Here is a 23034-nt window from a genome sequence, read left to right on the forward strand (position 1 = left end):
ACAGGCGGAGGGATTGGGCTGCAAGCCGGCTACACATTACGCGATCTATTTGGCATGAGTATGACAAACCGCAGGTGGCACAGGAGCCCAGCATGAGCAGATTGGATCTTTTCATCGACCGGATGGTGTCGCAGCGCGCGTGCCTGGACTTTGCCATCGCCCAGACCGCGGCGATGCCCGGGCCAGTATTCGAACTGGGGCTGGGCAACGGGCGCACCTATCACCACATGCGCGAGAAGATCGAAGGCCGCGATATCTATGTCTTCGAGCGCGCCATCGCCTCGCATCCCGATTCGACCCCGGCTGCAGAATTCGCCTTGCTTGGGGATGTGATGGAGACGCTGCCCGCCGCGCTGGAGCGGTTCGGCCCCACCGCCAGCCTGATCCACGCCGATCTGGGCGGGCACAATCGGGCCAAGAACGATGCATTCGCGCGCCGGGTCTCGCCGCTGATCGAGCCGCTGCTGGCCGAGGGCGGGCTGATGGTCTCCTCCGACCGGATGTATTTCGAGGGGCTGCAAGAGCTGCCGCTGCCCGAGGGCGCGGTCGAGGGGCGCTGTTTCATTTATCGCAAATGACCTGGGTGCGGCGCCTGTCCTTCGGCGCCGCATCATCCTTCCGCCGGCGCGGGGCGATCTTTGCTGCGACGCAGCGCCACCCTTGCCGTATGGGAGCCGAGCGGATTTAACTAATCTGTCACCCTCGGACTTTAGTCCCGTGGGAGCCAGCTCAGGAGGATCGGGTCTTGACCATGCCGCCCATTCAGAACGTGCCCTTCGATCAGCTCGAGATCGGGATGGAGGCGGCGCACAGCCGCGTCCTGCGGGCGGAGGATCTGTTCATTTATGCCAGCGCCTCGGGCAACATGAACCCGATGCATCTGCCGGAGGAGGATGGCGATGGCGACGGTCAGCCGGAGGCCATCGCGCCGGGCATGTGGGTGGCCTCGCTGATCTCGGCGGTGCTGGGGTGCGAATTGCCCGGGCCGGGCACGCTTTACAAATCGCAGACGCTGCGCTTTGTCGATCAGGCTCATGCCGGCGATGAGCTGACGGTCAAGGTCCGGCTGACCGGCAAGGGGCCCGACCGGCTTGCCAGCTTCGACACCTGGGTCGAAAAGGCTGATGGCACCCGGGTTCTGGAAGGAGAGGCGCAGGTGATCGCGCCGGAACGGCCGATCACCTTCCGGCCGGAGGAAATGCCGGGGCTGACCCTGCAGCGCCACGTGCATTTCGACCAGCTTCTGGCCCGCGCTGAGCCGCTGAAGGCGGTGCCCACCGCCGTCGTCGCCCCCGAGAAGGGCGAGGCGTTGGCCGGCGCCATCCTGGCGGCGGAACATACGCTGATCGAACCGGTGCTGGTCGGTCATGCCCTGCGCATCGCCGAGGCGGCGGAAGAGAAGGGGATCGACCTGTCTCCTTACAGGCTGGTCGATATCCGCGACCATGCCCTTGCCGCGCAGGAGGCCGTGCGCATGGTCCACGCCCGCGAGGCGGCGGCGATCATGAAGGGCGATCTGCACACCGACGTGCTGCTGCACGAGATCGTCAAGCGCGACGGCGGGTTGCGCAGGGGGGGACGGCGGCTCAGCCATGTCTTCGTGATGGATGTGCCCGGGCTCGACCATCTGCTGATGGTCACCGACGCTGCGATCAACATTGCCCCCGATCTGGCCGCCAAGGCCGATATCATCCAGAACGCCATCGACCTGGCCCATGGGCTGGGCATCGAGCAGCCGAAGGTCGGGGTGCTGTCGGCGGTAGAGGTGGTGAACCCCGCCATCCCTTCGACGCTGGACGCCGCCATCCTGTCGAAGATGGCCGAGCGCGGTCAGATCACCGGCGGGCTGGTCGACGGGCCGCTGGCGATGGATAATGCCGTCAATATCGCTGCCGCCGCGACCAAGGGCATCCAGTCGCTGGTCGCGGGGCGGGCTGAAATCCTGGTCGCGCCGAACCTCGAAAGCGGCAACATGCTGGCCAAGGAACTGACCTTTCTCGCCCATGCCGAGGCGGGCGGCGTGGTGATGGGCGCGAAATGCCCGATCATCCTGACCAGCCGGGCCGATGATGACAAGGCGCGGCTGGTGTCCTGCGCGGTGGCGCTGCTGGCCGCACATGATGCAGGTCTGATGGATGGGGCTGAGGCATGAGTGCGATCCTGACGCTGAACGCTGGTAGTTCGTCCCTGAAATTCGGGGTTTACCAGGTGGCAGAGGAACCCGGCCTGTTGCTCAAGGGGCAAGTCGAGAATCTGGGGCCTCTGGCGCGGATGAAGCTGCAGGGCGGCGAGGCATGGGACATCGGTCCGGCCGATCACGCCGTGGCCCTGCATGAGATCCTCAAGGCGATCGAACCGGCGCTGGACGGGCGGGTGGTGATGGGCGTGGGGCATCGCATCGTTCACGGAGGCAAAACCTATGGCGACCCGTTGATCCTGACCGAAGAGATTCTGGCCAAGCTGCGCACGCTCGAACCGCTGGCGCCGCTGCACCAGCCGCACAATCTGGCGGCGGTCTATGCGGCGCAGAAGGAATTTCCCGAATCGGTACAGATCGCCTGTTTCGACACCTCCTTCCATCGGCACCACCCGTTCGTGAACGACACCTATGCGCTGCCTTACAAATATTACGAACAGGGGGTGCGCCGGTACGGTTTCCACGGCCTGAGCTATGATTACATCACCTCTTGCCTGCGCCGCGACTGGCCCGAGCTTTACAAGGGCCGGGTGGTGGTGGCGCATCTCGGCAACGGTGCCTCGATGTGTGCCATCAAGGGCGGGCAAAGCGTCAGCTCGACCATGGGGTTCTCGGCGCTTGACGGTCTGCCGATGGGCACCCGTTGCGGTCAGCTCGATCCCGGGGTGATCCTCTATTTCATGGCGCAGGGCATGGATGCGAACGAGATTTCGAACATGCTCTACAATGACAGCGGGCTGAAGGGGCTGTCGGGCATCAGCCATGACATGCGCACCCTGCTGGAAAGCGAGGATCCTCATGCGGCGCAGGCGATCGACTATTACGTCTTCCGCATTAAACGGGAGCTTGGGGCGCTGTCGACGGTGATGGGCGGACTGGACGGGCTGGTCTTTTCCGGCGGCATCGGAGAGCACGCCGCCCCGATCCGCGCCCGCGTGGTGGGCGAGATGGAATTCATGGGGTTGTCGCTGAACGCCGAGGCGAACGCGGCCGGAGAAACCCGCATTGGCACCGGTCCGGTGGAGGTTCTGGTTATCCCGACCGACGAGGAGCGGGTGATTGCCCGCGCGGTCGCGGATGCGCTCCTGGTCTGAGGTGAGGGGCGCCCGGCCCCTCTCTTTATCTTTACCCCGTCGCTAGGCACGCTTATAAGGCGGCGCATGAGCCTTCTGCGCATCATTATTATTCGAATTACTGTCCCGGCGCTCTGATCCAGACGAGCCGCCGGGCAAAGGTGCTTGAGCCATCGCACCGACTACAGAAATTCCCCGATCAGATCACGACGAAGGACGCCGCCCCATGTGCGCCGAAACCCCCGACTACAAAGACACGCTGAACCTGCCCAAGACCGATTTTCCGATGCGCGCGGGCCTGCCCAAACGCGAGCCCGAATGGCTGGCGCGCTGGGAGAAGATGGATATCTATGGTCGCCTGCGCGACAAGGCCGTCAAGGCCGAGGGCACGGTCGAGGCGCGGACCCCCTTCACCCTGCATGACGGCCCGCCCTACGCCAACGGCCACCTGCACATCGGTCACGCGCTGAACAAGACCATCAAGGACATGATTGTGCGGTCGCATCAGATGATGGGGCACGAAAGCCGCTATGTTCCCGGCTGGGATTGTCACGGTCTGCCGATCGAATGGAAGATCGAGGAACAGTATCGCGCCAAGGGCAAGGACAAGGATGACGTCCCGGTCATCGACTTCCGCCAGGAATGCCGCAAGTTCGCCGAAGGCTGGGTCGATATCCAGCGCGAGGAATTCAAGCGGCTGGGCATCTCCGGCAATTGGGACAATCCCTATCTGACAATGGATTTCCACGCCGAGCGGGTGATCGCCGAGGAATTCATGAAATTCCTGATGAACGGCACGCTCTATCAGGGCTCGAAACCCGTGATGTGGTCGCCGATCGAGGAAACCGCCCTAGCCGAGGCCGAGGTCGAATATCACGACAAGGAAAGCTTTACCGTCTGGGTGAAGTTCAAGGTGGCCGAGCCTGCCGCCAGCGCGCTCGCCGGTGCCTATGTGGTGATCTGGACCACCACCCCCTGGACCATGCCGTCGAACAAGGCCGTGGTCTATGGCTCGGATATCGCCTATGGCCTCTACGAGATCACCGGCACGCCTGACGAAAGCTGGGCCAAGGTTGGTGACAAATACATCCTGGCCGACAAGCTCGCCGCCGATGTGATGACCCGCGCGCGGCTGGATGACACAATGTACACCCGCCTGCGCGATGTGCCCGTGTCCGAGCTCGAAGGCCTGAAGCTGACACACCCGCTGGCCGGCGTCGAAGGTTCCAATGGCGAATGGGACGACCTGCGCGATTTCCGCGCCGCCCCCTTCGTCACCGATACCGAAGGCACCGGTTTCGTCCATTGCGCGCCCAGCCACGGGATGGAGGAATTCGAACTTTACCGCGATCTCGGCATGCTCGATCAGGTCATCACCTATAATGTGATGGAAGACGGTTCGCTGCGCGCCGATATGCCCTTCTTCGGCGGCACCCGTATCCTCAAGCAGAACGGCAAGGAGGGCGACGCCAACAAGACCATCATCGACAAGCTGGCCGAGGTCGGCGGTCTCTTGGCGCGCGGCAAGATCAAGCACTCCTATCCGCACAGCTGGCGGTCGAAGGCGCCGGTGATCTATCGCAACACGCCGCAATGGTTCGCCGCCATCGACCGCGAGATCGGCGATGGCCGGGACACCTATGGCACCACCATCCGCAGCCGGGCGCTGACCTCGATCGACGAGCTGGTGAAATTCACCCCGCAGAGCGGGCGCAACCGGCTGTATTCGATGATCGAAAGCCGGCCCGATTGGGTGCTGTCGCGGCAACGTGCCTGGGGCGTTCCGCTGACCTGCTTCATCAAGAAGGGCGCGCTGCCGACCGACCCCGACTTCCTGCTGCGCGATGCGGCGGTGAACGCCCGCGTCGCCGAGGCCTTCGAGACCGAGGGCGCCGATGCCTGGTACAAGGAGGGCGCCAAGGCGCGGTTCATCGCCGATGCCGCCGATCCTGAGGCCTATGATCAGGTCTTCGACGTGCTCGACGTCTGGTTCGACAGCGGCTCGACCCATGCCTTCGTGCTGCGCGACCGCGAGGACGGCACCGTCGACGGCATCGCCGATGTCTATATGGAGGGCACCGACCAGCACCGCGGCTGGTTCCACTCCTCGCTGCTGCAGGCCTGCGGTACCATCGGTCGCGCCCCCTATCGCAACGTGGTCACTCACGGCATGACGCTGGACGAGAAGGGGCTGAAAATGTCCAAGTCCATCGGGAATACCATCGTGCCGGAGGAGGTGATCAAGCAATACGGCGCGGACATCCTGCGGCTCTGGGTGGCGCAGAGCGACTATACTGTCGACCAGCGGATCGGGCCGGAGATCCTGAAAGGCGTCGCCGACAGCTATCGCCGTCTGCGCAACACCCTGCGGTTCATGCTGGGCTCGCTCGGGGATTTCGCCGAGGCCGATCGGGTGGCACCCGAGGATATGCCCGAGCTGGAACGCTGGGTGCTGCATCGTCTGGCCGAGCTGGACAAGCAGGTGCGCGACGGCTACGCCGGCTTCGACTTCCAAACGGTGTTCCAGTCGGTTTTCACCTTCGCGACGGTGGAACTCAGCGCCTTCTACTTCGATATCCGCAAGGACGCGCTTTATTGCGACGGCGACACCGCGCGCCGCCGCGCCGCGTTGACGGTGCTCGACGCGCTGTTCCACCGGCTCACCACCTGGTTGGCCCCGATCCTGGTCTTCACCATGGAAGAGGTCTGGCTGGAACGCTTCCCCGGGGATGACAGCTCGGTCCATCTGGTCGATTTCCCGGAAACCCCGGAGGAATGGTTCGATGCGGAGCTGGCGGCGAAATGGGCCGGCATCCGCAAGGTGCGCCGGGTGGTCACCGCCGCGTTGGAAATCCAGCGCTCGGAAAAGGTGATCGGCGCCAGCCTCGAGGCCGCCCCGGTGGTTCATGTCGAAGACGCGGGGCTGCTGGCGGCGCTGCAATCGGTGGATTTCGCCGATATCTGCATTACCTCGGCCCTGACGCTTACCGCCGATCCCGAACCGCAGGAGGCCTTCCGCCTGCCCGAGATCGAGGGCGTGGGTGTGGTCTTTGAAAAGGCCGACGGCGAGAAATGTCAGCGCTGCTGGAAAATTCTGCCCGATGTCGGTCATCACGGTCATGCCGGGGTCTGCGCCCGCTGTGATGCGGCACTGAGCTGAAGCCTGTTCCTGGCGCGCTCCTGACGGGGCGTGCCAGGTCGCTTGGCCCGGGGCCCTCGCTCTCTTTCGGCAGAAAAGACGCAGACAGGCTGCTTGGTGTCGCGGCTTTGGGCTTTTTCTGGCTGAAAATATCCCGGGGAGGGCGCGCCCTGTGCGCGCCCCGGGGCAGCGCCCCGTCCGCGCTCAGAACCGGGTGCGCCGGATCAGAACCATTGCCCCGGTTCCATTAGTCCCAGATCCATCAGTTGCCGTGAATGCCACTCGAAGGGAGTGGAATTGTGCCAGCGGAAGGTGGGGATGTCATAGGTCGATCCCGGATTGGTCTTCAATGCCTTGGCGGTGCGGAAGGAACAGATCGCCGCGGTCAGATTGTGGTGCCAGGGGCAGGAATAGGTGTTGTATTCCTGATCGTTGAAGGTGTGATCGGGCAGCAGCCGCAGCCCCGGCGCGGCGCGGAACAGCGCGATGCGGTCGATCTTGCGGCTGGTCTTCGGAATATGTTCCTCGTACCGCCAGCGCAGCCCGCCGAAGAAATCGAGCTGCCGCTCGCGCGGATGGCCGGTGGCGGTATCGGGGCGGGCCAGGGCGTAATATCCGGACCGGTCCAGATGGGCGCGATCCAGTGATACGGCATTGGGGCTGGCGCCCAGATCGTCGGCATAGAGGTCGATGACATAGGTCAGCATCGCGTCGCGGCGTTCCTCGGTGTGGAAGGCCAGCATCTCGCCGACTGTCCTGCTCTCGCTGAAGGGGTAGAACAGGTATTCGGCGTTATAGCAGTAATAGAGCCAGCATCCCGGGGCAGCCTCGATCACCCGGTTGATCGTGTCGAAGACGCGCGCGGGCGGACAGTTGTCGAGGCGCACCCGGTGCACGGCTTCTTCAAGATCGGCGGGCAGGGTGAAGCTGTCGGGCATCAGGGCGACGACGGTGGGAAAGCCGCATTGCAGGTGATGGCGCAGGGTGGTGTCGACCTCGGTATCGTCCTCGACGAAGATCAGCGCCACCGGCCCCTTGGTCAGCAGCGGTTTTCCCTTCTCCAGAAACGCGTCAAGCGATATGTATTTCATGGCTTTTGTTCATCCGCCTTTGGCGCCGGCGCCGGGCCTTGGCGGCCTCGCTGGCGTTTTGCGGCAGATTCGGGTATTCCGCCCGCCATTGCAAGCCGACTGGCCTGTCCCTATGACGGGCCTCTCCCCGATCTTTTGCGAGATACCGACCGATGACCGCGCCGAAAAAACTCTTCATCAAGACTTATGGCTGCCAGATGAACGTCTATGACAGCGAGCGTATGGCCGAGGCTCTGGGCGGGCAGGGCTATATCGAGACGCAAAGCGCCGAAGACGCCGATATGATCCTGCTGAACACCTGCCACATCCGGGAGAAGGCGGCGGAGAAGGTCTATTCCGAACTCGGGCGGTTTCGCGGGCTGAAGGCGGCCAATCCGGATCTGAAGATCGGGGTCGCCGGTTGCGTCGCCCAGGCCGAGGGCGAGGAGATCATGCGCCGCCAGCCGCTGGTCGATCTGGTGGTGGGGCCGCAATCCTATCACCGCCTGCCGGAGATGGAGGCGAAGACGCGCGCGGGCGAAAAGGCGCTCGACACCGATTTCCCCGAGGAAGACAAGTTCGAGAAACTGAAAGCGCGGCCCAAGGCGAAACGCGGGCCAACCGCCTTCCTGACCGTGCAGGAGGGCTGTGACAAGTTCTGCGCCTTCTGCGTGGTGCCCTATACCCGTGGTGCCGAGGTGTCGCGCCCGGTCGATCGCATCCTGACCGAGGCGCGCGATCTGGTCGAACGCGGCGTGCGCGAGATCACGCTGCTGGGGCAGAACGTCAACGCCTATCACGGTGCCGGCCCCGATGGCGACTGGTCGCTGGCGCGGTTGATCTGGGCCCTGAACGACGTCGACGGGCTGGAGCGGATTCGGTTCACCACCAGCCACCCCAACGATATGGCTGACGATCTGATCGAGGCGCATGCCGACTGTCCCAAGCTGATGCCCTATCTGCACCTGCCGGTGCAATCGGGCAGCGATCGCATCCTCAAGCGGATGAACCGCTCGCATACCGCCGAAAGCTATCTCAGGCTGATCGAGCGGCTGCGCGCGGCGCGGCCCGATCTGCATATGTCGGGCGATTTCATCGTCGGCTTTCCGGAAGAGACCGAACAGGATTTCCAGGACACTTTGGCGCTGGTCGAGGCGGTGCAATACGGCTCTGCCTTCTCGTTCAAGTATTCCACCCGCCCCGGCACGCCGGCGGCGGAGCGTCCGCAGGTTGACGAAGCCGAGAAGGATGATCGGCTGCAGCGGCTGCAGGCGCTGCTGACCCGCCAGCAACGGGCACTGCAGGATGCCATGGTCGGCCGCGAGGTTGGGGTGCTGTTCGAGAAACCGGGGCGTTTGCCCGGGCAGATGGTCGGCAAGTCCGACTATCTGCATGCGGTGCATGTGGACAGTGATGTCGTCGTCCCGGGCGATCTGGCGCGGGTCCGGATCCTGTCGTCGGGCCCCAATTCTCTGGCGGGGGAGGTTCTTCCGCGTTGAGCGATTGCTCTGCCTGGGCGATACGGCCCGGGTGGGGCAGCTGCGGTTCCGGCGATTCGTTTGCCCGGGCGGGAGGGTTAAGTGACGGGGCGGAGCGTTTGTTCCGCTGGGTGAACATGTTCGGGTGATGCCCTGAAATTGTTTCCCATTTAAACCTAAACTTTGTCGAAAAGTTGCCTGGGTTGCGTCCTAGACTATGATGATGAAAAGCTTTCGACCGATCTCAACAGGCTGTTGGCAGGGGTGCGGCGAAGCAGTAACGCAACAGTTCCTGATTCCGGAGTAATCGAATGAAACGAGTGATGATCGCCGCCGCCCTGCTGGGCGCTTTGGCCTCGCAAGCCTCTGCCGAAGCCTACAAGCTGACCGCCGACGGAAATACCCTGATCGTGAGCTGTTTTCGCGGCCCCTGGAAGGATGTGATCTGGGATCGCCCGAATGCGAACTTCATCGATAGCCTGGTCGATTTCGGCTATGACTATCCGACCGCCCAGGCGATCGCTCAGCGCATCTGCCGCGATGAGCGTCTGGTCGACAACCTGGAAGGCATGAAGCAGGAGATGATTCGCATCTATAACGAGGCGCCGCAGCTTCACGGGAACAAGCGGCTTCAGCGCTGAGCTTGTGCAGGTCGGCAGCATGGCGGGTCAACTCCTGACCTGATCGCCGCGTTCTGTCATTCTGTCTGGCCGTCCTTCCGGGGGCGGCCTTTGCCGTTTCTGTACCTGTCGTGCGGGTGTTGAAGTGGGCAGCGCAGTTTCTGCCGCAGTTGGTGTGGTGAAAAAGCCCACACTGTGATGACGCCACTACATATGGTGGTTTTTTCTTCACAAAATACGAAATTTTACCTACCCTTCTCTCAGTTGCACCCCGTCTGATCCTGGTCTGCGGGGCGTGTGTCATTTTGGGGGTATTTGAGGTGATGAAACTTTCAAGGATCGGTCGAGCCGTCAGGGCCGTCATCGCGGCGGCGGCTCTGGTCGTCGCCGGCGTGGCCGGAGTTCAGGCTCAGTCCGCTCCCTCCACTGCCGTGGTGGGGGAGCGATATGTGCCCACGATCTGGGTCGACCCGGATGGATGCGAGCATTGGGTGATGGATGATGGCGCCGAGGGCTATATGTCCGCGCATGTGCGGCGCGATGGCTCTCCGGTCTGTCGCCGTGGCAATCTGTGTGGGTCGTTGCCGGCGGATCAGTTCTTCGCCACGGACAAATATTCGATTAACACCGCCGGTCAGAAGCGTCTGCGTGAATTCTTCCGCGATGCCGGGGCGCGCGGCTATATCATCACCGGTCATACCGATAGCCGGGCCTCGGATGCCTATAATATGCGTCTGTCGCAGAACCGCGCCAATGCGGTGGCCCGGGTTGCCCGCAGTGCCGGGGCCAATGTGGTCGAGGTGCGTGGCTATGGGGAACGCGATCCTCGGGTGCCGAACACCAGCGCCGCCAATATGGCGCAGAACCGCCGCGTCGAAATCATCTGCGTGCAGTGAGGAGAGAGAGCATGACCCTGGTGAAATCCCTTGCGCTTCTTGCTGCGTTCGGAACCCTTGCTGCCTGTGAGGCTACCGACAAGACCCGCGACCGCAACATGTTCGACCACAAGGACCTGAGCCGCCTGAAGGCTGGCATCTGGGTTGATCCGGAGGGCTGTCAGCACTGGATCATCGACGACGGCGTCGAAGGGTATATGGACCTGCGCCGGACGCCGGACGGCAAGCCTGTGTGTTCCGACGATTTCCAGAAGAATACCGTTACCGGCCCGTTCAAGGAGGGCTCCTGGGTGCCGGACATCATCTGAGGCTGGCCGAGCCCCGGTTCAGGGCCGCCCTTTGGGCGGCCTTTTTCATCTCAAATAGGCGAAAATCTCCGGCAGCCGCTTGCGCGCCCGACGCGATCTTGGCAGGCTAATCCTATACGCCCGAGACGAGGAGAGCGGATTGGCCATTGGCGCCCTGACCCCACCGCAAACCGATACGGCCCCGCAACGCGAGGTGCTTATCGAATTTCCCGACAATCGCCTGCTGATCGACCTTTGCGGCGAACATGACCGCAACTTGGCCGAAATCGAACGATTGTTGTCCGTGCAGATCGTTCGTCGCGGCAATCTCCTGGCGATATTGGGCGAAGAGGCCGGCCAGGCCGAGGCCGCCCGGGTTCTTCAGGCGCTTTATGACCGGCTGGAGAGCGGTCGGGCGATTGAGGCCGGAGACATGCAGCGCGAGATTCGCATGGGGCCTGCGACCGAGGACGCGGGTCTTGGCGATGGCGATCAATTGGAGATGTTCAAGGGCGGCACCTTCGAGATCAAGACGCGCAAGAAGCCGGTTGAGCCGCGCACCCAGGCGCAGAAATCCTATGTGCAATCGCTGTTCGAATACGAGCTGGCCTTCGGCATCGGCCCGGCGGGCACCGGCAAGACCTATCTTGCCGTCGCAGTCGGCGTCAGCATGTTCATCAGCGGGCTTGTCGACAGGATCATCCTGGCGCGCCCGGCGGTGGAGGCGGGCGAAAAGCTGGGTTATCTGCCGGGCGACATGAAGGAGAAGGTCGATCCCTATATGCAGCCGCTCTATGATGCGCTGAACGACTTCCTGCCGGGCAAGCAGCTTGCCAAGCTGATGGAGGAGAAGCGGATCGAGATCGCGCCACTGGCCTTCATGCGCGGTCGCACCCTGTCGAACGCCTTCATCGTGCTGGACGAGGCACAGAATGCCACCACCATGCAGATGAAGATGTTCCTGACCCGCCTGGGCGAAGGATCGCGTATGGTGATTACCGGCGACCGCAGCCAGGTCGATCTGCCGCGGGGCGTGCCCTCGGGGCTGGCCGATGCCGAACGGTTGCTGGGCAAGGTTCCGGGCATCAGCTTCAACTATTTCACCGCCGACGATGTGGTGCGCCATCCGCTGGTCGCGGCCATCATCAAGGCCTACGAGGCGGATGTGTGATGTCCCTCCCGGGCCCTGTTCCGAGACAGGGGGACGCAGTCGCGTCTTGGCCCGACGTCAGGAGAGGGCTGGCTCCCTCCGGCCCGCTGGCATAAAGCGCTGCCATGACCATTGAGCTCGATATAGAAGATCTCGCCTGGGCGGCGCTTGATCTCGGGGCGCTGGCGGATCGCGCGGCGGCGGCGACGCTGGCCCGGATCGGCCTCGACCCCGAGATGTGCGAGATCGCGATCCTTGCCTGCGACGATGCCCGTATCGCCGTGCTGAATGCCGATTTCCGCGGCAAGCCCACCCCGACCAACGTGCTGAGTTGGCCGGCCGAGGATCTGGCGGCCGAGGAACCCGGCGGCGTGCCCGATCTGCCGGAGGCCGATTTCACCGGCGAGATCGCGCTTGGCGATATCGCCATCGCCTACGGCACCTGCGCGCGCGAGGCGGAGGAACAGGGCAAGAGCCTGGCCGATCACTGTACCCATCTGATCGTCCACGGCATCCTTCATCTTCTTGGCTACGATCACATCCGTGACCCGGACGCCACTTTGATGGAGGGTTTGGAGATTGAAATACTTGGCACGATGGGTCTCGATGACCCATATAATGACTTCGACGGGCCCTAGGGCTCTTTTCGGATAGGACCAATGGGCGACGACGACTCTTCTAACGCAGCGCAACGCGCGCATCAGGATAGCGATATCACCAACGATCCCGGCGACAGGCCGGGGATTCTAGGGCGTATTCTGGAAGTCTTCTCGGGAGGAGAGGAGGTGGCGGCAGAACCGGCGCCGGGGCATCAGCCCGTGGCCACAGCCCATCACCGACCGCATGGGATGATCAACCTGCGGCGGATGCGGGTCGAGGATGTGGCGATTCCCACTGCCGAGATCGTGGCGGTTCCCAGCACCATCTCTATGGAGGATCTGGTCAATGTGTTCCGTGAAAGCGGCATGACCCGAATCCCGGTCTATGAGGGGACGCTCGATACGCCGCTGGGATTCGTTCACCTCAAGGATCTGGCGTTGAGCCATGGGTTCAACGGTGATCACGAGGCCGAGTTCGATCTGAAATCAATGCTGCGGCCGCTTCTCTTCGTGCCGCCCTCGATGCCGATTGGCGTCCTGTTGCAGAAGATGCAGTCGGAACGGCGTCACATGGCGCTGGTGATCGACGAATATGGCGGTGTCGACGGTCTGCTGACCATCGAGGATCTGATCGAACAGGTGGTGGGCGAGATCGAGGACGAGCACGACACCGACGAAGACAAGCTTTGGGTGAAGGAAAAGCCGGGTGTCTATATCGCCCAGGCCCGTGCGCCGCTTGAGGATTTCGAGGCCGAGATCGGCCGGTCGCTGACCAGCCACGAGGATGTCGACGAGGAAGAGATCGATACGCTCGGCGGGCTGGTCTTCATGCTCTCGGGCCGAGTGCCGGCGCGGGGCGAGGTGGTGGTGCATCCCGACGGGCCGGAATTCGAGGTGATCGACGCCGATCCGCGCCGGATCAAGCGGCTGCGCGTGCGGCTGCCGGATATCGCGGCGGAATGACCAGACTCGCCCGTCTGGCGCGTCGGCCGCTTTGGCAGCGGTTGATCGTCGCGGCGCTTGTTGGTGCGCTCGGCGCGCTGGGTCTGGCGCCCTTCGGTCTCTGGCCCATTGCGCTTCTCGCTCTGGCGGCGCTGCCGGCGCTGGCGCTGGCAGCGGCCAGGCCCCGTGCGGCGGCGCTGACCGGCTGGGCCTTTGCCACCGGCTGGTTTGCCAATGCGCTAGTCTGGATCGTCGATCCCTTTCTGGTCGAGCCCGAGGTCTATGGCTGGATGGCGCCCTTTGCGCTGATCTTCATGGCCGGGGGGTTGGCGTTGTTCTGGGGGCTGGCCTTCTGGGTTGCCTTCCGCCTTGCCCGGCAGCCGGGGGCGCGGGTCGCCAGCTTGATCGTGGCGCTGTCGCTGGCCGAATTCGGCCGCGCCTATCTGCTGACCGGTTTTCCCTGGGCGGCGCTGGCGCAGATCTGGGTCGATACCCCGGTGGCGCAGCTTCTGGCCTGGATCGGTCCGCATGGTCTGGCGCTGCTGACGCTTGTGGCGGCCTTTTGGCCCGGTTTCGCTTTGGTCTCTGACCGGGGGCGGTTGGTGTCTGCGGTGCCGCTCGGGCTGATCGGAGGGGCGGCGCTGGCCTTCGCGCAGCTCCCTGACGGGGCGCTCACCGATCACACGGTGCGGGTGGTGCAGCCGAATGCGCGGCAGGATCAGAAATGGGATCCGAAGTGGATGCCGGTCTTCTTTCGCCGTCAGATCGAGTTCACCAAGGCTGGCCCGCGTCCGGATCTGGTGGTATGGCCCGAAAGCTCGGTGCCGGTCTGGCTGAACGAGGCCGGCCCTACCTTCGAACGCATCGCCGAGGCCGCGCGGGGGGCCGATGTGGTGCTGGGTATCCAGAGATACGAGGGCACGCGGGTTTACAATTCGCTGGTGCATCTTGATGGGCAGGGGCAACTGGATGGCCTCTATGACAAGCATCATCTGGTGCCCTTCGGGGAATATATGCCGCTGGGCGATCTCGCGGATCGTTTCGGTCTGCATGGGTTCGCCGCCCAGGCCGGGCAGGGATACAGCCCCGGGCCGGGGCCAGCGCTGATGGGGCTCGGGGCGTTCGGTCCTGCCTTGCCGCTGATCTGTTACGAGGCTGTGTTCCCGCAGGACGTGAATGCCGCCCCCACCCGGCCGCGCTTTTTGCTGCAGATCACCAATGATGCCTGGTTCGGCACCTGGTCGGGGCCCTATCAGCATCTGGCGCAGGCGCGGATGCGCGCGATCGAACAGGGCTTGCCGATGGTCCGGGCGGCCAATACCGGCATTTCGGCGGTGATCGGTCCGCGGGGCCGAATCCTGAGTTCGATCCCGCTGGGGCAGGCGGGCTATGTGGACGCCAAGCTGCCCGAGCCGCTGCCGCCCACGATTTATGCGCGCAGCGGTGATTGGCCGGTGTTCCTGCTGCTCTTGCTGGCTGCGATCGGGCTCGGGGGGATGCAAAGCCGCAAACAAACCTCTAAATAGCAATTGACCGGTTTGCGCCTCAGGCGTAACCGGGTCTGAAGGTTCGTCACAACGGCTTCCTGGCGTGGCGGATGTAACTCGAATGGAGCACTTCCCATGTCCCGCAAGAACTATACTTTCACCTCCGAATCCGTTTCGGAGGGGCACCCCGACAAGGTCTGTGACCGGATCTCAGATGCGGTTCTCGACGCGTTCCTGGCTGAAGAGCCCGAAGCGCGCGTGGCCTGCGAAACCTTTGCGACCTCCGGCATGGTCGTCATCGGTGGCGAGGTGGGGCTGAAAGACGAAGACCTTCTGAAGAAATACATGGGCAGCATTGGCCAGATCGCCCGCGACTGTATCAAGGACATCGGCTATGAGCAGGAGAAGTTCCACTGGAACACCTGCCATGTGCTGAATTTCCTGCACGAGCAGTCGGCCCATATCGCGCAGGGTGTCGATGCCGCCGACAACAAGGACGAAGGTGCTGGCGATCAGGGCATCATGTTCGGCTATGCCACTGACGAGACGCCGGCGCTGATGCCGGCGCCGATCCAGTACAGCCATGCCATCCTGCGCCGGCTGGCCGAGGTGCGCAAATCCGGGGTCGAACCGACCCTGCGCCCGGATGCCAAAAGCCAGCTTTCGGTGGTCTACGAGGACGGCAAACCGGTCCGCGTCAGCTCGATCGTGCTGTCGACCCAGCATGAGAGCGAAAGCCAGACCAGCGACGATATCCGTCAGATCGTGGAGCCTTATGTCCGCGAAGTGCTGCCCTCGGGCTGGATCACCGAGGAAACCGAATGGTGGGTGAACCCCACGGGGACCTTCGTGATCGGCGGGCCCGATGGCGACGCCGGCCTGACCGGCCGCAAGATCATCGTCGATACCTATGGCGGTGCGGCCCCCCACGGCGGCGGCGCCTTCTCGGGCAAGGACCCGACCAAGGTGGACCGCTCGGCCGCCTATGCGGCACGCTATCTGGCGAAGAACGTGGTGGCGGCAGGGCTGGCGCATAAATGCACCCTGCAGCTGTCTTATGCCATCGGCGTCAGCAAGCCGCTGTCGATCTATGTCGATACCCACGGCACGGGCGCAGTGCCTGACGAGGTGATCGAAAAGGCCGTGGCACAGTCCATGGACCTGAGCCCGCGCGGCATCCGTCAGCACCTGCAATTGAACAAGCCGATCTATCAGCGCACCGCGGCTTACGGCCATTTCGGCCGCGATCCCGAGGCCGATGGCGGCTTCAGCTGGGAAAAGACCGATCTGGTCGAGACGCTGAAAAAGGCGGTCTGAGATCGCGCGATCGCACCGAAATTGTCAGAGGCGGGCCCGAGGGTCCGCCTTTTTCGTGTTGGCGTCCAGGGTCATGGACAGTCGCGCTGTCGGGGCCTAGACAGGCAAGGATACCGGGGCCGAGGGGGGGAGCGTCCATGTTCCGTGCTGCAATCGCCAGTTTGCTGATGGGCCTGCCGGTCGGGGCCCTGGCGCAGCAGGATGCCCCGGGGTGGGCCAAATTCAGCATTGAGGGCGTTACCCTGATCTATGACACCGAAACCACGATCGAGGGGGACGAGGCCGAGATTACCTATGAAGATATCGACCGGCTGCGCGCGCTTCTGCGCGAGGACGACGGGATCAAGGTTCTCGAGCTGAACAGCACCGGCGGCGGCGTTTTCGCCAGCGAGGAAATGGCGCGGATCGTGATCGACTTCGGGCTCGATACCGTGGTGTCGGGGGCCTGTGTCAGCTCGTGCGTCAATGTCTTTCTGGCCGGCAAGTCGCGGCGGATGATGCTGGGATCGAAGATCGGCTTTCACCGGCGCAGCTGGTCGCCGGCGGCAGTGAAGGATTATTACGAAAGCCAGCGCGAGTCCTATGGCTGGGGGACGCCTTATGATTTCGCCTCCTGGGTCTATGAGGATACGCAGGCGGAAACCTACAAGCATCTGGCCTATATGCTGTCGCGCGGGGTGGACCCGGCCTTTGCCATCCGCACCAAGTCGGTGCCCAATGACGATGAATGGTATCCGTCGCGGCTGGAATTGCTTCAGGCGGGTGTGCTGACCGATTGAGGCGGGGGCAGAGGTCTGTTCGCGCCTGTTGCCCCGACTCGGCAACGGGGGTAAATGCGCGGCCATGAGCACAAGCACCCCTGAACGCCCCTTTCGTAATTTCTATGGCCGGGTTCACGGCAAGACCCTGAAAAAGAACCAGCGCGTCTATCTGGACGAAGATCTGGCCCCGTTGTCGCCCGGGCCGGTCAGTTGGGACGAGAACCCGGAACGCAGCCTGCTGGACCTCGATGCGCGGTTCGGCGGCAAGCCGGTCTGGCTTGAGGTCGGATTTGGTGGCGGTGAACACATGGTACATCAGGCGGTGCAGAACCCCGATGTCGCCATCATCGGCGCAGAGCCCTTCATCAACGGCGTGGCCATGCTGCTGGGCAAGATCCGCAAGGCCGGCGCCGATAATGTCGCCGTCCACCCCGGAGATGCGCGCGATCTGATGGACGTGTTGCCCGATCAGTCGATCAGTCGGGCCTTTCTGCTCTATCCCGATCCCTGGCCGAAGAAGCGGCACCACCGGCGCCGTTTCGTGACTCAGGAGCACCTCGAGCCGCTGGCCCGGGTGCTGAAGCCGGGTGCGATTTTCCGGGTTGCGACCGATATTCCCGATTACGTTCGCCAGACGCTGGAAGAGGTGCCGAAAGCCGGATTCGAATGGCTGGCCGAACGTCCTGCCGACTGGCGCGCGCCATGGGATGACTGGATCTCAACCCGTTACGAGCAGAAGGCGCTGCGCGAAGGCCGCACTCCGCATTACCTGACCTTCCGTCGCCGCTGAGGCGATGGATCTCTGCCGCGGCTTGGGATACCCAATCGGGCAAGAGATGCGCCCAGCAAGGAAGGCCCGAACATGTCTGGACATGGCACCCCGATCCCGATGACCTCCCGCACCGCCGGGGTGCTTTCCGGCGTGGCAGAGGTGCCCGGCGACAAGTCGATCTCGCACCGGGCGCTGATCCTTGGCGCCATGGCGGTGGGCGAGACCACGATCACCGGTCTGCTGGAGGGCGAGGATGTGCTCGACACCGCCAAGGCGATGCGCGCCTTCGGGGCCGAGGTGACGCGGGACGACGATGGCACCTGGCATGTCCATGGTGTCGGTGTCGGCGGTTTCGCCGAACCCGATCAGGTGATTGACTGCGGCAATTCCGGCACCGGGGTGCGGCTGATCATGGGGGCGATGGCCACCTGCCCGATCTCCGCCACCTTCACGGGGGATGCCAGTCTCAACAAGCGGCCAATGGCGCGGGTGACCGATCCGCTGGCGCTGTTCGGGGCCCGCGCGGTGGGGCGCGCCGGTGGTCGGCTGCCGATGACCATCGTCGGCGCCGCCGATCCGGTGCCGGTCAATTACACCGTTCCGGTGCCTTCGGCGCAGGTCAAATCCGCGGTGCTTCTGGCCGGACTCAACGCGCCGGGCCAGACCGTGGTGATCGAAAAGGAGGCCACCCGTGACCATACCGAACGGATGTTGGCGGGCTTCGGCGCCACCGTCACGACGGAAGAGACCAACGAGGGCCGCGTCATCACCCTGACCGGCCAGCCCGAGCTGACGCCGCAGGCGATTGCGGTGCCGCGCGATCCCTCCAGCGCTGCCTTTCCTGTCTGCGCCGCACTGATCGTGCCGGGCTCTGACGTGCTGGTGCCGGGGATCGGGCTGAACCCGACGCGGGCGGGCCTTTTCACCACGCTGCGCGAAATGGGCGCGGATCTGAGCTATGAGAACGAACGCGAAGAGGGGGGTGAGCCGGTCGCCGATCTGCGTGCGCGCTTCTCTCCCGCGATGAAGGGGGTCACCGTGCCGGCGCATCGTGCCGCGTCGATGATCGACGAATATCCGATCCTCTGCGCGGTGGCTGCCAATGCCGAGGGCCGCACGACGATGGAGGGCGTTCGCGAACTGCGGGTGAAGGAATCCGACCGCATTGCCGCCATGGCTGACGGGCTGCGCGCCTGCGGTGTGACGGTCGAGGATGGCGATGATTGGATGGAGATCGTGGGTATGGGGCCGGGCAATGTGCCGGGCGGCGCGACCTGCGCCAGCCATCTTGATCACCGGATCGCCATGTCCTTCCTGGTGCTGGGCATGTCCACACTCGCGCCGGTCAGTGTCGATGACGGCGCGCCGATCGCCACCTCCTTCCCCATTTTCGAGCCGCTGATGGCGGCCCTGGGCGCCAAGATCGAGCGGATCGCGATGTGAGTGTCAGGCAGATCGCATATTGGACGCTATGTGCCGTTGCGATGGCCGTCTATGTCGCGATGGCCTGCTGGACATTGCCGGCGATCGCAACTGATGCGGCAGAGTTGGCCCCCTTCGATCTGCGCTTTAGGGGGTATTCGGCGGCAGAGGCGCGCGCTTTTCTCGCCATGCTGGGCGATGATGGCCGGGAGCTTTATCTGGGGCCGCAGCGCTGGCTGGATCTGGCCTATCCCGCCTTGCTGGCCGCCGTGCTGATTGGGGCGTTGCGCGCGCTTGTGCGGCCGCGCTGGTTGTATGTCGCCCTGAGCCTTGTGGCCGTGGCCGGAATGCTGGCCGATTACATCGAAAATCTGCGCGTCGCCGCGTTGCTGACAGCCGTGGGCGCGGTGTCGGATGCGATGATCGCGGCAGCCAGCCACGCCACCCAGGCCAAAGCATTGCTGACGTCGGTGGTGCTGCTGGCTGTTGCGGCCGGGCTGGCGCGCGCCATCTGGATCAAATGGAGAGCAAGATGACCGAACCTTTCACTGTGGCCATCGACGGCCCCGCCGCCGCCGGCAAGGGAACAATCTCGAAAGCCGTAGCGGAGCGTTTCGGCTTTGCCCATCTCGATACCGGGCTTCTGTATCGGGCGGTCGGGGCCAAGATGTTGCTGGGGGTGGAGCCCATCGAGGCGGCGCAGACCCTCAAGGCCGAAGACTTGCAGGCGCCCGATCTGCGCTCTGCCGAGGTGGCAGAGGCCGCCAGCAAGGTTGCGGTGATCCCCGAGGTCCGGGCCGCGTTGGTCGATTTCCAGTGCGCCTTCGCCCGGCGCGCCGGCGGTGCGGTGCTTGACGGACGTGACATCGGCACGGTGATCTGTCCGGAAGCGGAGGTGAAGCTTTTCGTCACAGCCAGCCCCGAGGTGCGCGCCCATCGTCGTTACCTTGAGCTGATGGCCAAGGGGGCGGACACCACCGAGGATGCGGTTTTGGCCGATGTGGTCGCCCGTGATGCCCGCGACAGGGAGCGAGCGACGGCGCCGCTGCGCGCGGCGGCGGATGCGGTGTTCCTCGATACCTCTCACATGGATATCGATTCGGCTGTTGAGGCGGCAGCCCGTGCGATCGAGGCGAAGCGCGGCGAAAGGGGCTGATCAGATGCGGCAGACGACCATGGGCAAGGGCGGTCCGACGATTTCCGCCTTCGGCATCGGCGCGATGTCCTTCTCGAATTTCTACGGGCCGACGAACGAGGCCGAAAGCCATGCGATTCTGGATGCGGCGATAGAGCTGGGCGTCACTCATATCGACACCTCGAACATCTATGGCATGGGCGGGTCCGAAACGGTGATCGGCACTTTCTTCAAGGCCAATCCGGGTGCCCGCGACCAGTTCCACATCGCCACCAAGGCCGGGATCACCACGGACGCCGATGGCAAGCGCTGTTTCAAGAACTCACTCGCGCATATCGAGACAGAGCTTGATGGCTCTCTTGCCCGGATGGGTATCGACTGCGTTGATCTGATGTATATCCACCGCCGCCAGGCTGACATGCCGATCGAGGAGGCGACCGAGAACCTCGCCGCCTTGGTCAAGAAGGGCAAGGCCAAGTCCATCGGCTTTTCCGAAATCGCCCCCTCCAGCCTGCGGCGGGCGGCGGCGGTGCATCCGATCGCGGCGGTGCAGTCGGAATATTCGCTGTCGACCCGGGCGCCAGAGCTGGGGCTGGTGCAGGCCTGCGCTGAACTAGGCACTGCGCTGGTGGCGTTTTCGCCGGTCGGCCGGTCGTTGCTGACCGACACGCCGATCCCGCGCGAGGTGATCCCGCAGCTTGGCTTCACCTCCTCCAACCCGCGCTTTCAGGAGCCGAACCTGAGCTTCAACCTGGCGATCACCGACAAGTTCCGCGCCTTGGCGGCCGAGATGGGCACCAGCGCCGCAGCGCTGTCGATCGCCTGGCTGATCCATCAGGGCGATCACGTGATCCCGATCCCCGGCACCCGCTCGGTGGCGCATTTTCGCGAATTGGTGGCGGGCTGCGATCTGCAACTGACGGCGTCTGATCTGGCGCGGATCGAAGAGGTGCTGCCGGTCGGCTGGTGCTATGGTGATCGCTATAACGATGCCCAGTGGATGGGGCCGGAACGGTTCTGCTGATCATCGCGCAAGGCGGGCCTCAAACCTGCCGTGCAGGGAAACGCTGCCCGGGCGGGTGATCCGGGCAGCGCTGTCTCAGGCCTAAATCTGTGCCCGCAGCACTCGGCGCAGGATTTTGCCCGCGGCGGATTTCGGGATTTCCGGCACGATCTCCATCCGGCGGATCTGCTTGTAGTGCGACAGCCGCCCTTCGAGATACCCCTGCAGCGTCTCCAGCGTCGGCGTGGCGCCGGGGGCGGGGACGACGAAGGCCATAGGGATTTCGCCGGCATCGGGATCGGGCACGCCGATCACCGCCACATCGGCGATCTCGTGATGGGTGAGGATTTCCGCCTCGACTTCGGCCGGGGCGACCTGGAAGCCCTTGTATTTGATCAGCTCTTTCAGCCGGTCGGTGATATAGAGGTATCCGTCCTCGTCGAAATGGCCGATGTCGCCGGTGCGCATCCAGCCACCGTCGACCACGGTTTCCGCCGTTGCCTTCGGATTGTTGAGATACCCCTTCATCACCTGCGGGCCCCTGACCCACAATTCGCCATCCTCGCCCAGCGGCAGATCGTGGCCGGTGTCAGGATCGACGATGCGGCATTCGGTGTTCGACACGGTCACGCCCGAGGCGCCGGGTTTGCCATGGCCCTGCGGCGACACATGGCTGACCGGGCTCAGTTCGGTCATGCCATAGCCTTGGGTGGCATTGGTGCCCAGCCGTTTGCCCATTGCCTCGGCCACATCGGCGCCCAGCGGCGCGGCGGCAGAGTTCACCTGTTCGATGAAGGACAGATCGTATTTTTCGACCAGCGGATGCTTGGCCAGCGCAAGCGCCACTGGCGGGACGATCCACAGCCGTGGCGTCTGATATTTGGTGATCAGGTCGAGGAAGAGCTCAAGATCGAAGCGCGGCATGGTCACCAGTCCGGCGCCGGCGGCCAGGTAGATGTTCATCAGCACTTCCAGCCCGTAGATGTGGAAGAAGGGCAGGAAGGCTACCGTCATTTCCTCTTGCTTTACATCGGCGGGCACCAGCGACTGGTCGATGTTCACGGTCAGGTTGCGGTGGGTCAGCATCACCCCCTTGGGCAGCCCGGTGGTGCCCGAGGAATAGGGCAGGGCGACGATATGTTCCTCGACATCGACGGGGGCCTGCTGCTCCAGCGGCGCGCCCATGACATCTTTCAGCGCGGTCACGCCCTCAGCTTCGCCGATGACGATGATTTCCTGCACCCTGGTGCCTTCGGCGGCTTCGCGCGCGGTCTCCAGGAACGGGGCGACCACCACCAGAATCTCGGCATTCGAATCGAGAAGCTGGTGCTTGACCTCATGCACGGTATAGGTGGGGTTGACCGTGGTGATCGTGTCGCCGGCCCAGGCCGCGCCATGGAACACGACGCAATATTCGGGGATGTTCGGGGCCATCAGCGCCAGCACGCGGTTCGGGGCAAAGCCGCGCTGGGTTAATCCGCCGGCCAGGGATTTCACCGCTGCGATGAATTGGGCCCCGGTCATTTCTCGCCCGGTTGGCCCGTCGACCAGTATGGTCCGTTCGGGCACGATACCCTCGAATACACGCTGGGTTACGGTCTTGTCTGTCAGTGCGACGTCCGCAAAGCGGCTTTTGATAATAGTCATGTAATCTCCTCCCGCGGGCATCACTACACAGCGAAAGGG

The 23034-nt window shown here is 63.8% G+C and carries 21 protein-coding genes and 1 riboswitch; of the genes, 19 read left to right on the forward strand and 2 right to left on the reverse strand.

Annotated features, from left to right (window positions below; translation table 11 throughout):
- The first annotated feature begins 92 nt into the window (after positions 1-92).
- The 4 genes from G455_RS0111420 to ileS all read left to right on the forward strand — a co-directional run bounded on the left by G455_RS0111420 (position 93) and on the right by ileS (position 6430).
- Positions 93-578, forward strand: a complete 486-nt coding sequence (locus G455_RS0111420) for a class I SAM-dependent methyltransferase (protein WP_028093835.1) — start codon at positions 93-95, stop codon at positions 576-578.
- A 173-nt stretch (positions 579-751) separates the two neighbouring features.
- Positions 752-2152, forward strand: coding sequence for a bifunctional enoyl-CoA hydratase/phosphate acetyltransferase (locus G455_RS23870; protein ID WP_035366618.1), 1401 nt, complete (start codon positions 752-754; stop codon positions 2150-2152).
- Positions 2149-3291, forward strand: coding sequence for an acetate/propionate family kinase (locus tag G455_RS0111430; protein WP_028093836.1), 1143 nt, complete (start codon positions 2149-2151; stop codon positions 3289-3291). The genes G455_RS23870 and G455_RS0111430 overlap by 4 nt, the downstream gene beginning before the upstream one ends.
- Positions 3292-3496: 205 nt before the next feature.
- Positions 3497-6430, forward strand: coding sequence for an isoleucine--tRNA ligase (gene ileS, locus G455_RS0111435; RefSeq protein WP_028093837.1), 2934 nt, complete (start codon positions 3497-3499; stop codon positions 6428-6430).
- Between the two features lie 203 nt (positions 6431-6633).
- On the opposite strand, the gene G455_RS0111440 is transcribed toward ileS, so the two are convergent.
- Positions 6634-7500, reverse strand: coding sequence for a hypothetical protein (locus G455_RS0111440; protein WP_028093838.1), 867 nt, complete (start codon positions 7498-7500; stop codon positions 6634-6636).
- Positions 7501-7652: 152 nt separating this feature from the next.
- Between G455_RS0111440 and miaB the strand changes: the two genes are divergently transcribed.
- The 15 genes from miaB (at position 7653) to G455_RS0111515 (ending at position 21369) form a co-directional block, all read left to right on the forward strand.
- Positions 7653-8978: a tRNA (N6-isopentenyl adenosine(37)-C2)-methylthiotransferase MiaB gene (miaB, locus tag G455_RS0111445; protein WP_028093839.1), complete on the forward strand. Its 1326-nt coding sequence runs from the start codon at positions 7653-7655 to the stop codon at positions 8976-8978.
- 290 nt (positions 8979-9268) lie between these two features.
- Positions 9269-9598 (forward strand): hypothetical protein, encoded by a 330-nt coding sequence (locus G455_RS0111450; RefSeq protein ID WP_154664371.1) that lies wholly within the window; start codon positions 9269-9271, stop codon positions 9596-9598.
- A gap of 302 nt (positions 9599-9900) precedes the next feature.
- Positions 9901-10473 carry an OmpA family protein gene (locus G455_RS0111455; protein ID WP_051312398.1) on the forward strand — a complete coding sequence of 191 codons (573 nt, stop codon included), beginning with the start codon at positions 9901-9903 and terminating at the stop codon, positions 10471-10473.
- An 11-nt stretch (positions 10474-10484) separates the two neighbouring features.
- Positions 10485-10781: a hypothetical protein gene (locus G455_RS0111460; RefSeq protein WP_028093842.1), complete on the forward strand. Its 297-nt coding sequence runs from the start codon at positions 10485-10487 to the stop codon at positions 10779-10781.
- A gap of 139 nt (positions 10782-10920) precedes the next feature.
- The gene (locus G455_RS0111465) at positions 10921-11931 is read left to right on the forward strand and encodes a PhoH family protein (protein ID WP_028093843.1); all 1011 of its coding nucleotides are present in this window, start codon (positions 10921-10923) and stop codon (positions 11929-11931) included.
- 104 nt (positions 11932-12035) lie between these two features.
- Positions 12036-12548, forward strand: coding sequence for an rRNA maturation RNase YbeY (gene ybeY, locus G455_RS0111470; RefSeq protein WP_028093844.1), 513 nt, complete (start codon positions 12036-12038; stop codon positions 12546-12548).
- 21 nt (positions 12549-12569) lie between these two features.
- Complete coding sequence (locus G455_RS0111475; RefSeq protein ID WP_028093845.1) at positions 12570-13472, forward strand: hemolysin family protein; 903 nt, start codon at positions 12570-12572, stop codon at positions 13470-13472.
- Positions 13469-14977 (forward strand): apolipoprotein N-acyltransferase, encoded by a 1509-nt coding sequence (gene lnt, locus G455_RS0111480; RefSeq protein ID WP_028093846.1) that lies wholly within the window; start codon positions 13469-13471, stop codon positions 14975-14977. The genes G455_RS0111475 and lnt overlap by 4 nt, the downstream gene beginning before the upstream one ends.
- A 40-nt stretch (positions 14978-15017) precedes the next feature.
- A riboswitch (SAM-SAH riboswitch) is annotated at positions 15018-15067 on the forward strand.
- Positions 15068-15073: 6 nt separating this feature from the next.
- The gene (metK, locus tag G455_RS0111485) at positions 15074-16255 is read left to right on the forward strand and encodes a methionine adenosyltransferase (protein ID WP_028093847.1); all 1182 of its coding nucleotides are present in this window, start codon (positions 15074-15076) and stop codon (positions 16253-16255) included.
- A 137-nt stretch (positions 16256-16392) separates the two neighbouring features.
- A complete protein-coding gene (locus G455_RS0111490) occupies positions 16393-17034 on the forward strand; it encodes a COG3904 family protein (protein WP_028093848.1) in 642 nt (213 codons plus the stop codon).
- 64 nt (positions 17035-17098) lie between these two features.
- Positions 17099-17806: a tRNA (guanosine(46)-N7)-methyltransferase TrmB gene (gene trmB / locus G455_RS0111495; RefSeq protein ID WP_028093849.1), complete on the forward strand. Its 708-nt coding sequence runs from the start codon at positions 17099-17101 to the stop codon at positions 17804-17806.
- Positions 17807-17878: 72 nt separating this feature from the next.
- Positions 17879-19231: a 3-phosphoshikimate 1-carboxyvinyltransferase gene (gene aroA, locus G455_RS0111500; protein ID WP_028093850.1), complete on the forward strand. Its 1353-nt coding sequence runs from the start codon at positions 17879-17881 to the stop codon at positions 19229-19231.
- A complete protein-coding gene (locus G455_RS25580; protein ID WP_154664372.1) occupies positions 19228-19746 on the forward strand; it encodes a hypothetical protein in 519 nt (172 codons plus the stop codon). Before aroA ends, G455_RS25580 begins: the two co-directional genes overlap by 4 nt.
- A complete protein-coding gene (locus G455_RS0111510; protein ID WP_028093852.1) occupies positions 19743-20366 on the forward strand; it encodes a (d)CMP kinase in 624 nt (207 codons plus the stop codon). Before G455_RS25580 ends, G455_RS0111510 begins: the two co-directional genes overlap by 4 nt.
- Before the next feature lie 4 nt (positions 20367-20370).
- A complete protein-coding gene (locus G455_RS0111515) occupies positions 20371-21369 on the forward strand; it encodes an aldo/keto reductase (protein WP_028093853.1) in 999 nt (332 codons plus the stop codon).
- Positions 21370-21450: 81 nt separating this feature from the next.
- On the opposite strand, the gene G455_RS0111520 is transcribed toward G455_RS0111515, so the two are convergent.
- On the reverse strand, positions 21451-22995 hold the full coding sequence (locus G455_RS0111520) for an AMP-binding protein (protein WP_028093854.1): 1545 nt from the start codon (positions 22993-22995) through the stop codon (positions 21451-21453).
- Positions 22996-23034: the final 39 nt, after the last annotated feature.

Origin of the sequence: Pseudodonghicola xiamenensis DSM 18339 (genome assembly GCF_000429365.1) — a bacterium.
Lineage (GTDB): Bacteria > Pseudomonadota > Alphaproteobacteria > Rhodobacterales > Rhodobacteraceae > Pseudodonghicola > Pseudodonghicola xiamenensis.

Coding starts and splice junctions, on each gene's coding strand:
- G455_RS0111455 (WP_051312398.1), top strand. CDS start 9,901: ATGAAACTTTCAAGGATCGGTCGAGCCGTCAGGGCCGTCATCGCGGCG.
- G455_RS0111430 (WP_028093836.1), top strand. CDS start 2,149: ATGAGTGCGATCCTGACGCTGAACGCTGGTAGTTCGTCCCTGAAATTC.
- G455_RS0111420 (WP_028093835.1), top strand. CDS start 93: ATGAGCAGATTGGATCTTTTCATCGACCGGATGGTGTCGCAGCGCGCG.
- G455_RS0111440 (WP_028093838.1), bottom strand. CDS start 7,500: ATGAAATACATATCGCTTGACGCGTTTCTGGAGAAGGGAAAACCGCTG.
- ileS (WP_028093837.1), top strand. CDS start 3,497: ATGTGCGCCGAAACCCCCGACTACAAAGACACGCTGAACCTGCCCAAG.
- G455_RS0111510 (WP_028093852.1), top strand. CDS start 19,743: ATGACCGAACCTTTCACTGTGGCCATCGACGGCCCCGCCGCCGCCGGC.
- G455_RS0111450 (WP_154664371.1), top strand. CDS start 9,269: ATGAAACGAGTGATGATCGCCGCCGCCCTGCTGGGCGCTTTGGCCTCG.
- lnt (WP_028093846.1), top strand. CDS start 13,469: ATGACCAGACTCGCCCGTCTGGCGCGTCGGCCGCTTTGGCAGCGGTTG.
- G455_RS0111520 (WP_028093854.1), bottom strand. CDS start 22,995: ATGACTATTATCAAAAGCCGCTTTGCGGACGTCGCACTGACAGACAAG.
- aroA (WP_028093850.1), top strand. CDS start 17,879: ATGTCTGGACATGGCACCCCGATCCCGATGACCTCCCGCACCGCCGGG.
- G455_RS0111490 (WP_028093848.1), top strand. CDS start 16,393: ATGTTCCGTGCTGCAATCGCCAGTTTGCTGATGGGCCTGCCGGTCGGG.
- miaB (WP_028093839.1), top strand. CDS start 7,653: ATGACCGCGCCGAAAAAACTCTTCATCAAGACTTATGGCTGCCAGATG.
- ybeY (WP_028093844.1), top strand. CDS start 12,036: ATGACCATTGAGCTCGATATAGAAGATCTCGCCTGGGCGGCGCTTGAT.
- G455_RS23870 (WP_035366618.1), top strand. CDS start 752: ATGCCGCCCATTCAGAACGTGCCCTTCGATCAGCTCGAGATCGGGATG.
- trmB (WP_028093849.1), top strand. CDS start 17,099: ATGAGCACAAGCACCCCTGAACGCCCCTTTCGTAATTTCTATGGCCGG.
- G455_RS0111475 (WP_028093845.1), top strand. CDS start 12,570: ATGGGCGACGACGACTCTTCTAACGCAGCGCAACGCGCGCATCAGGAT.
- G455_RS0111515 (WP_028093853.1), top strand. CDS start 20,371: ATGCGGCAGACGACCATGGGCAAGGGCGGTCCGACGATTTCCGCCTTC.
- G455_RS0111460 (WP_028093842.1), top strand. CDS start 10,485: ATGACCCTGGTGAAATCCCTTGCGCTTCTTGCTGCGTTCGGAACCCTT.
- metK (WP_028093847.1), top strand. CDS start 15,074: ATGTCCCGCAAGAACTATACTTTCACCTCCGAATCCGTTTCGGAGGGG.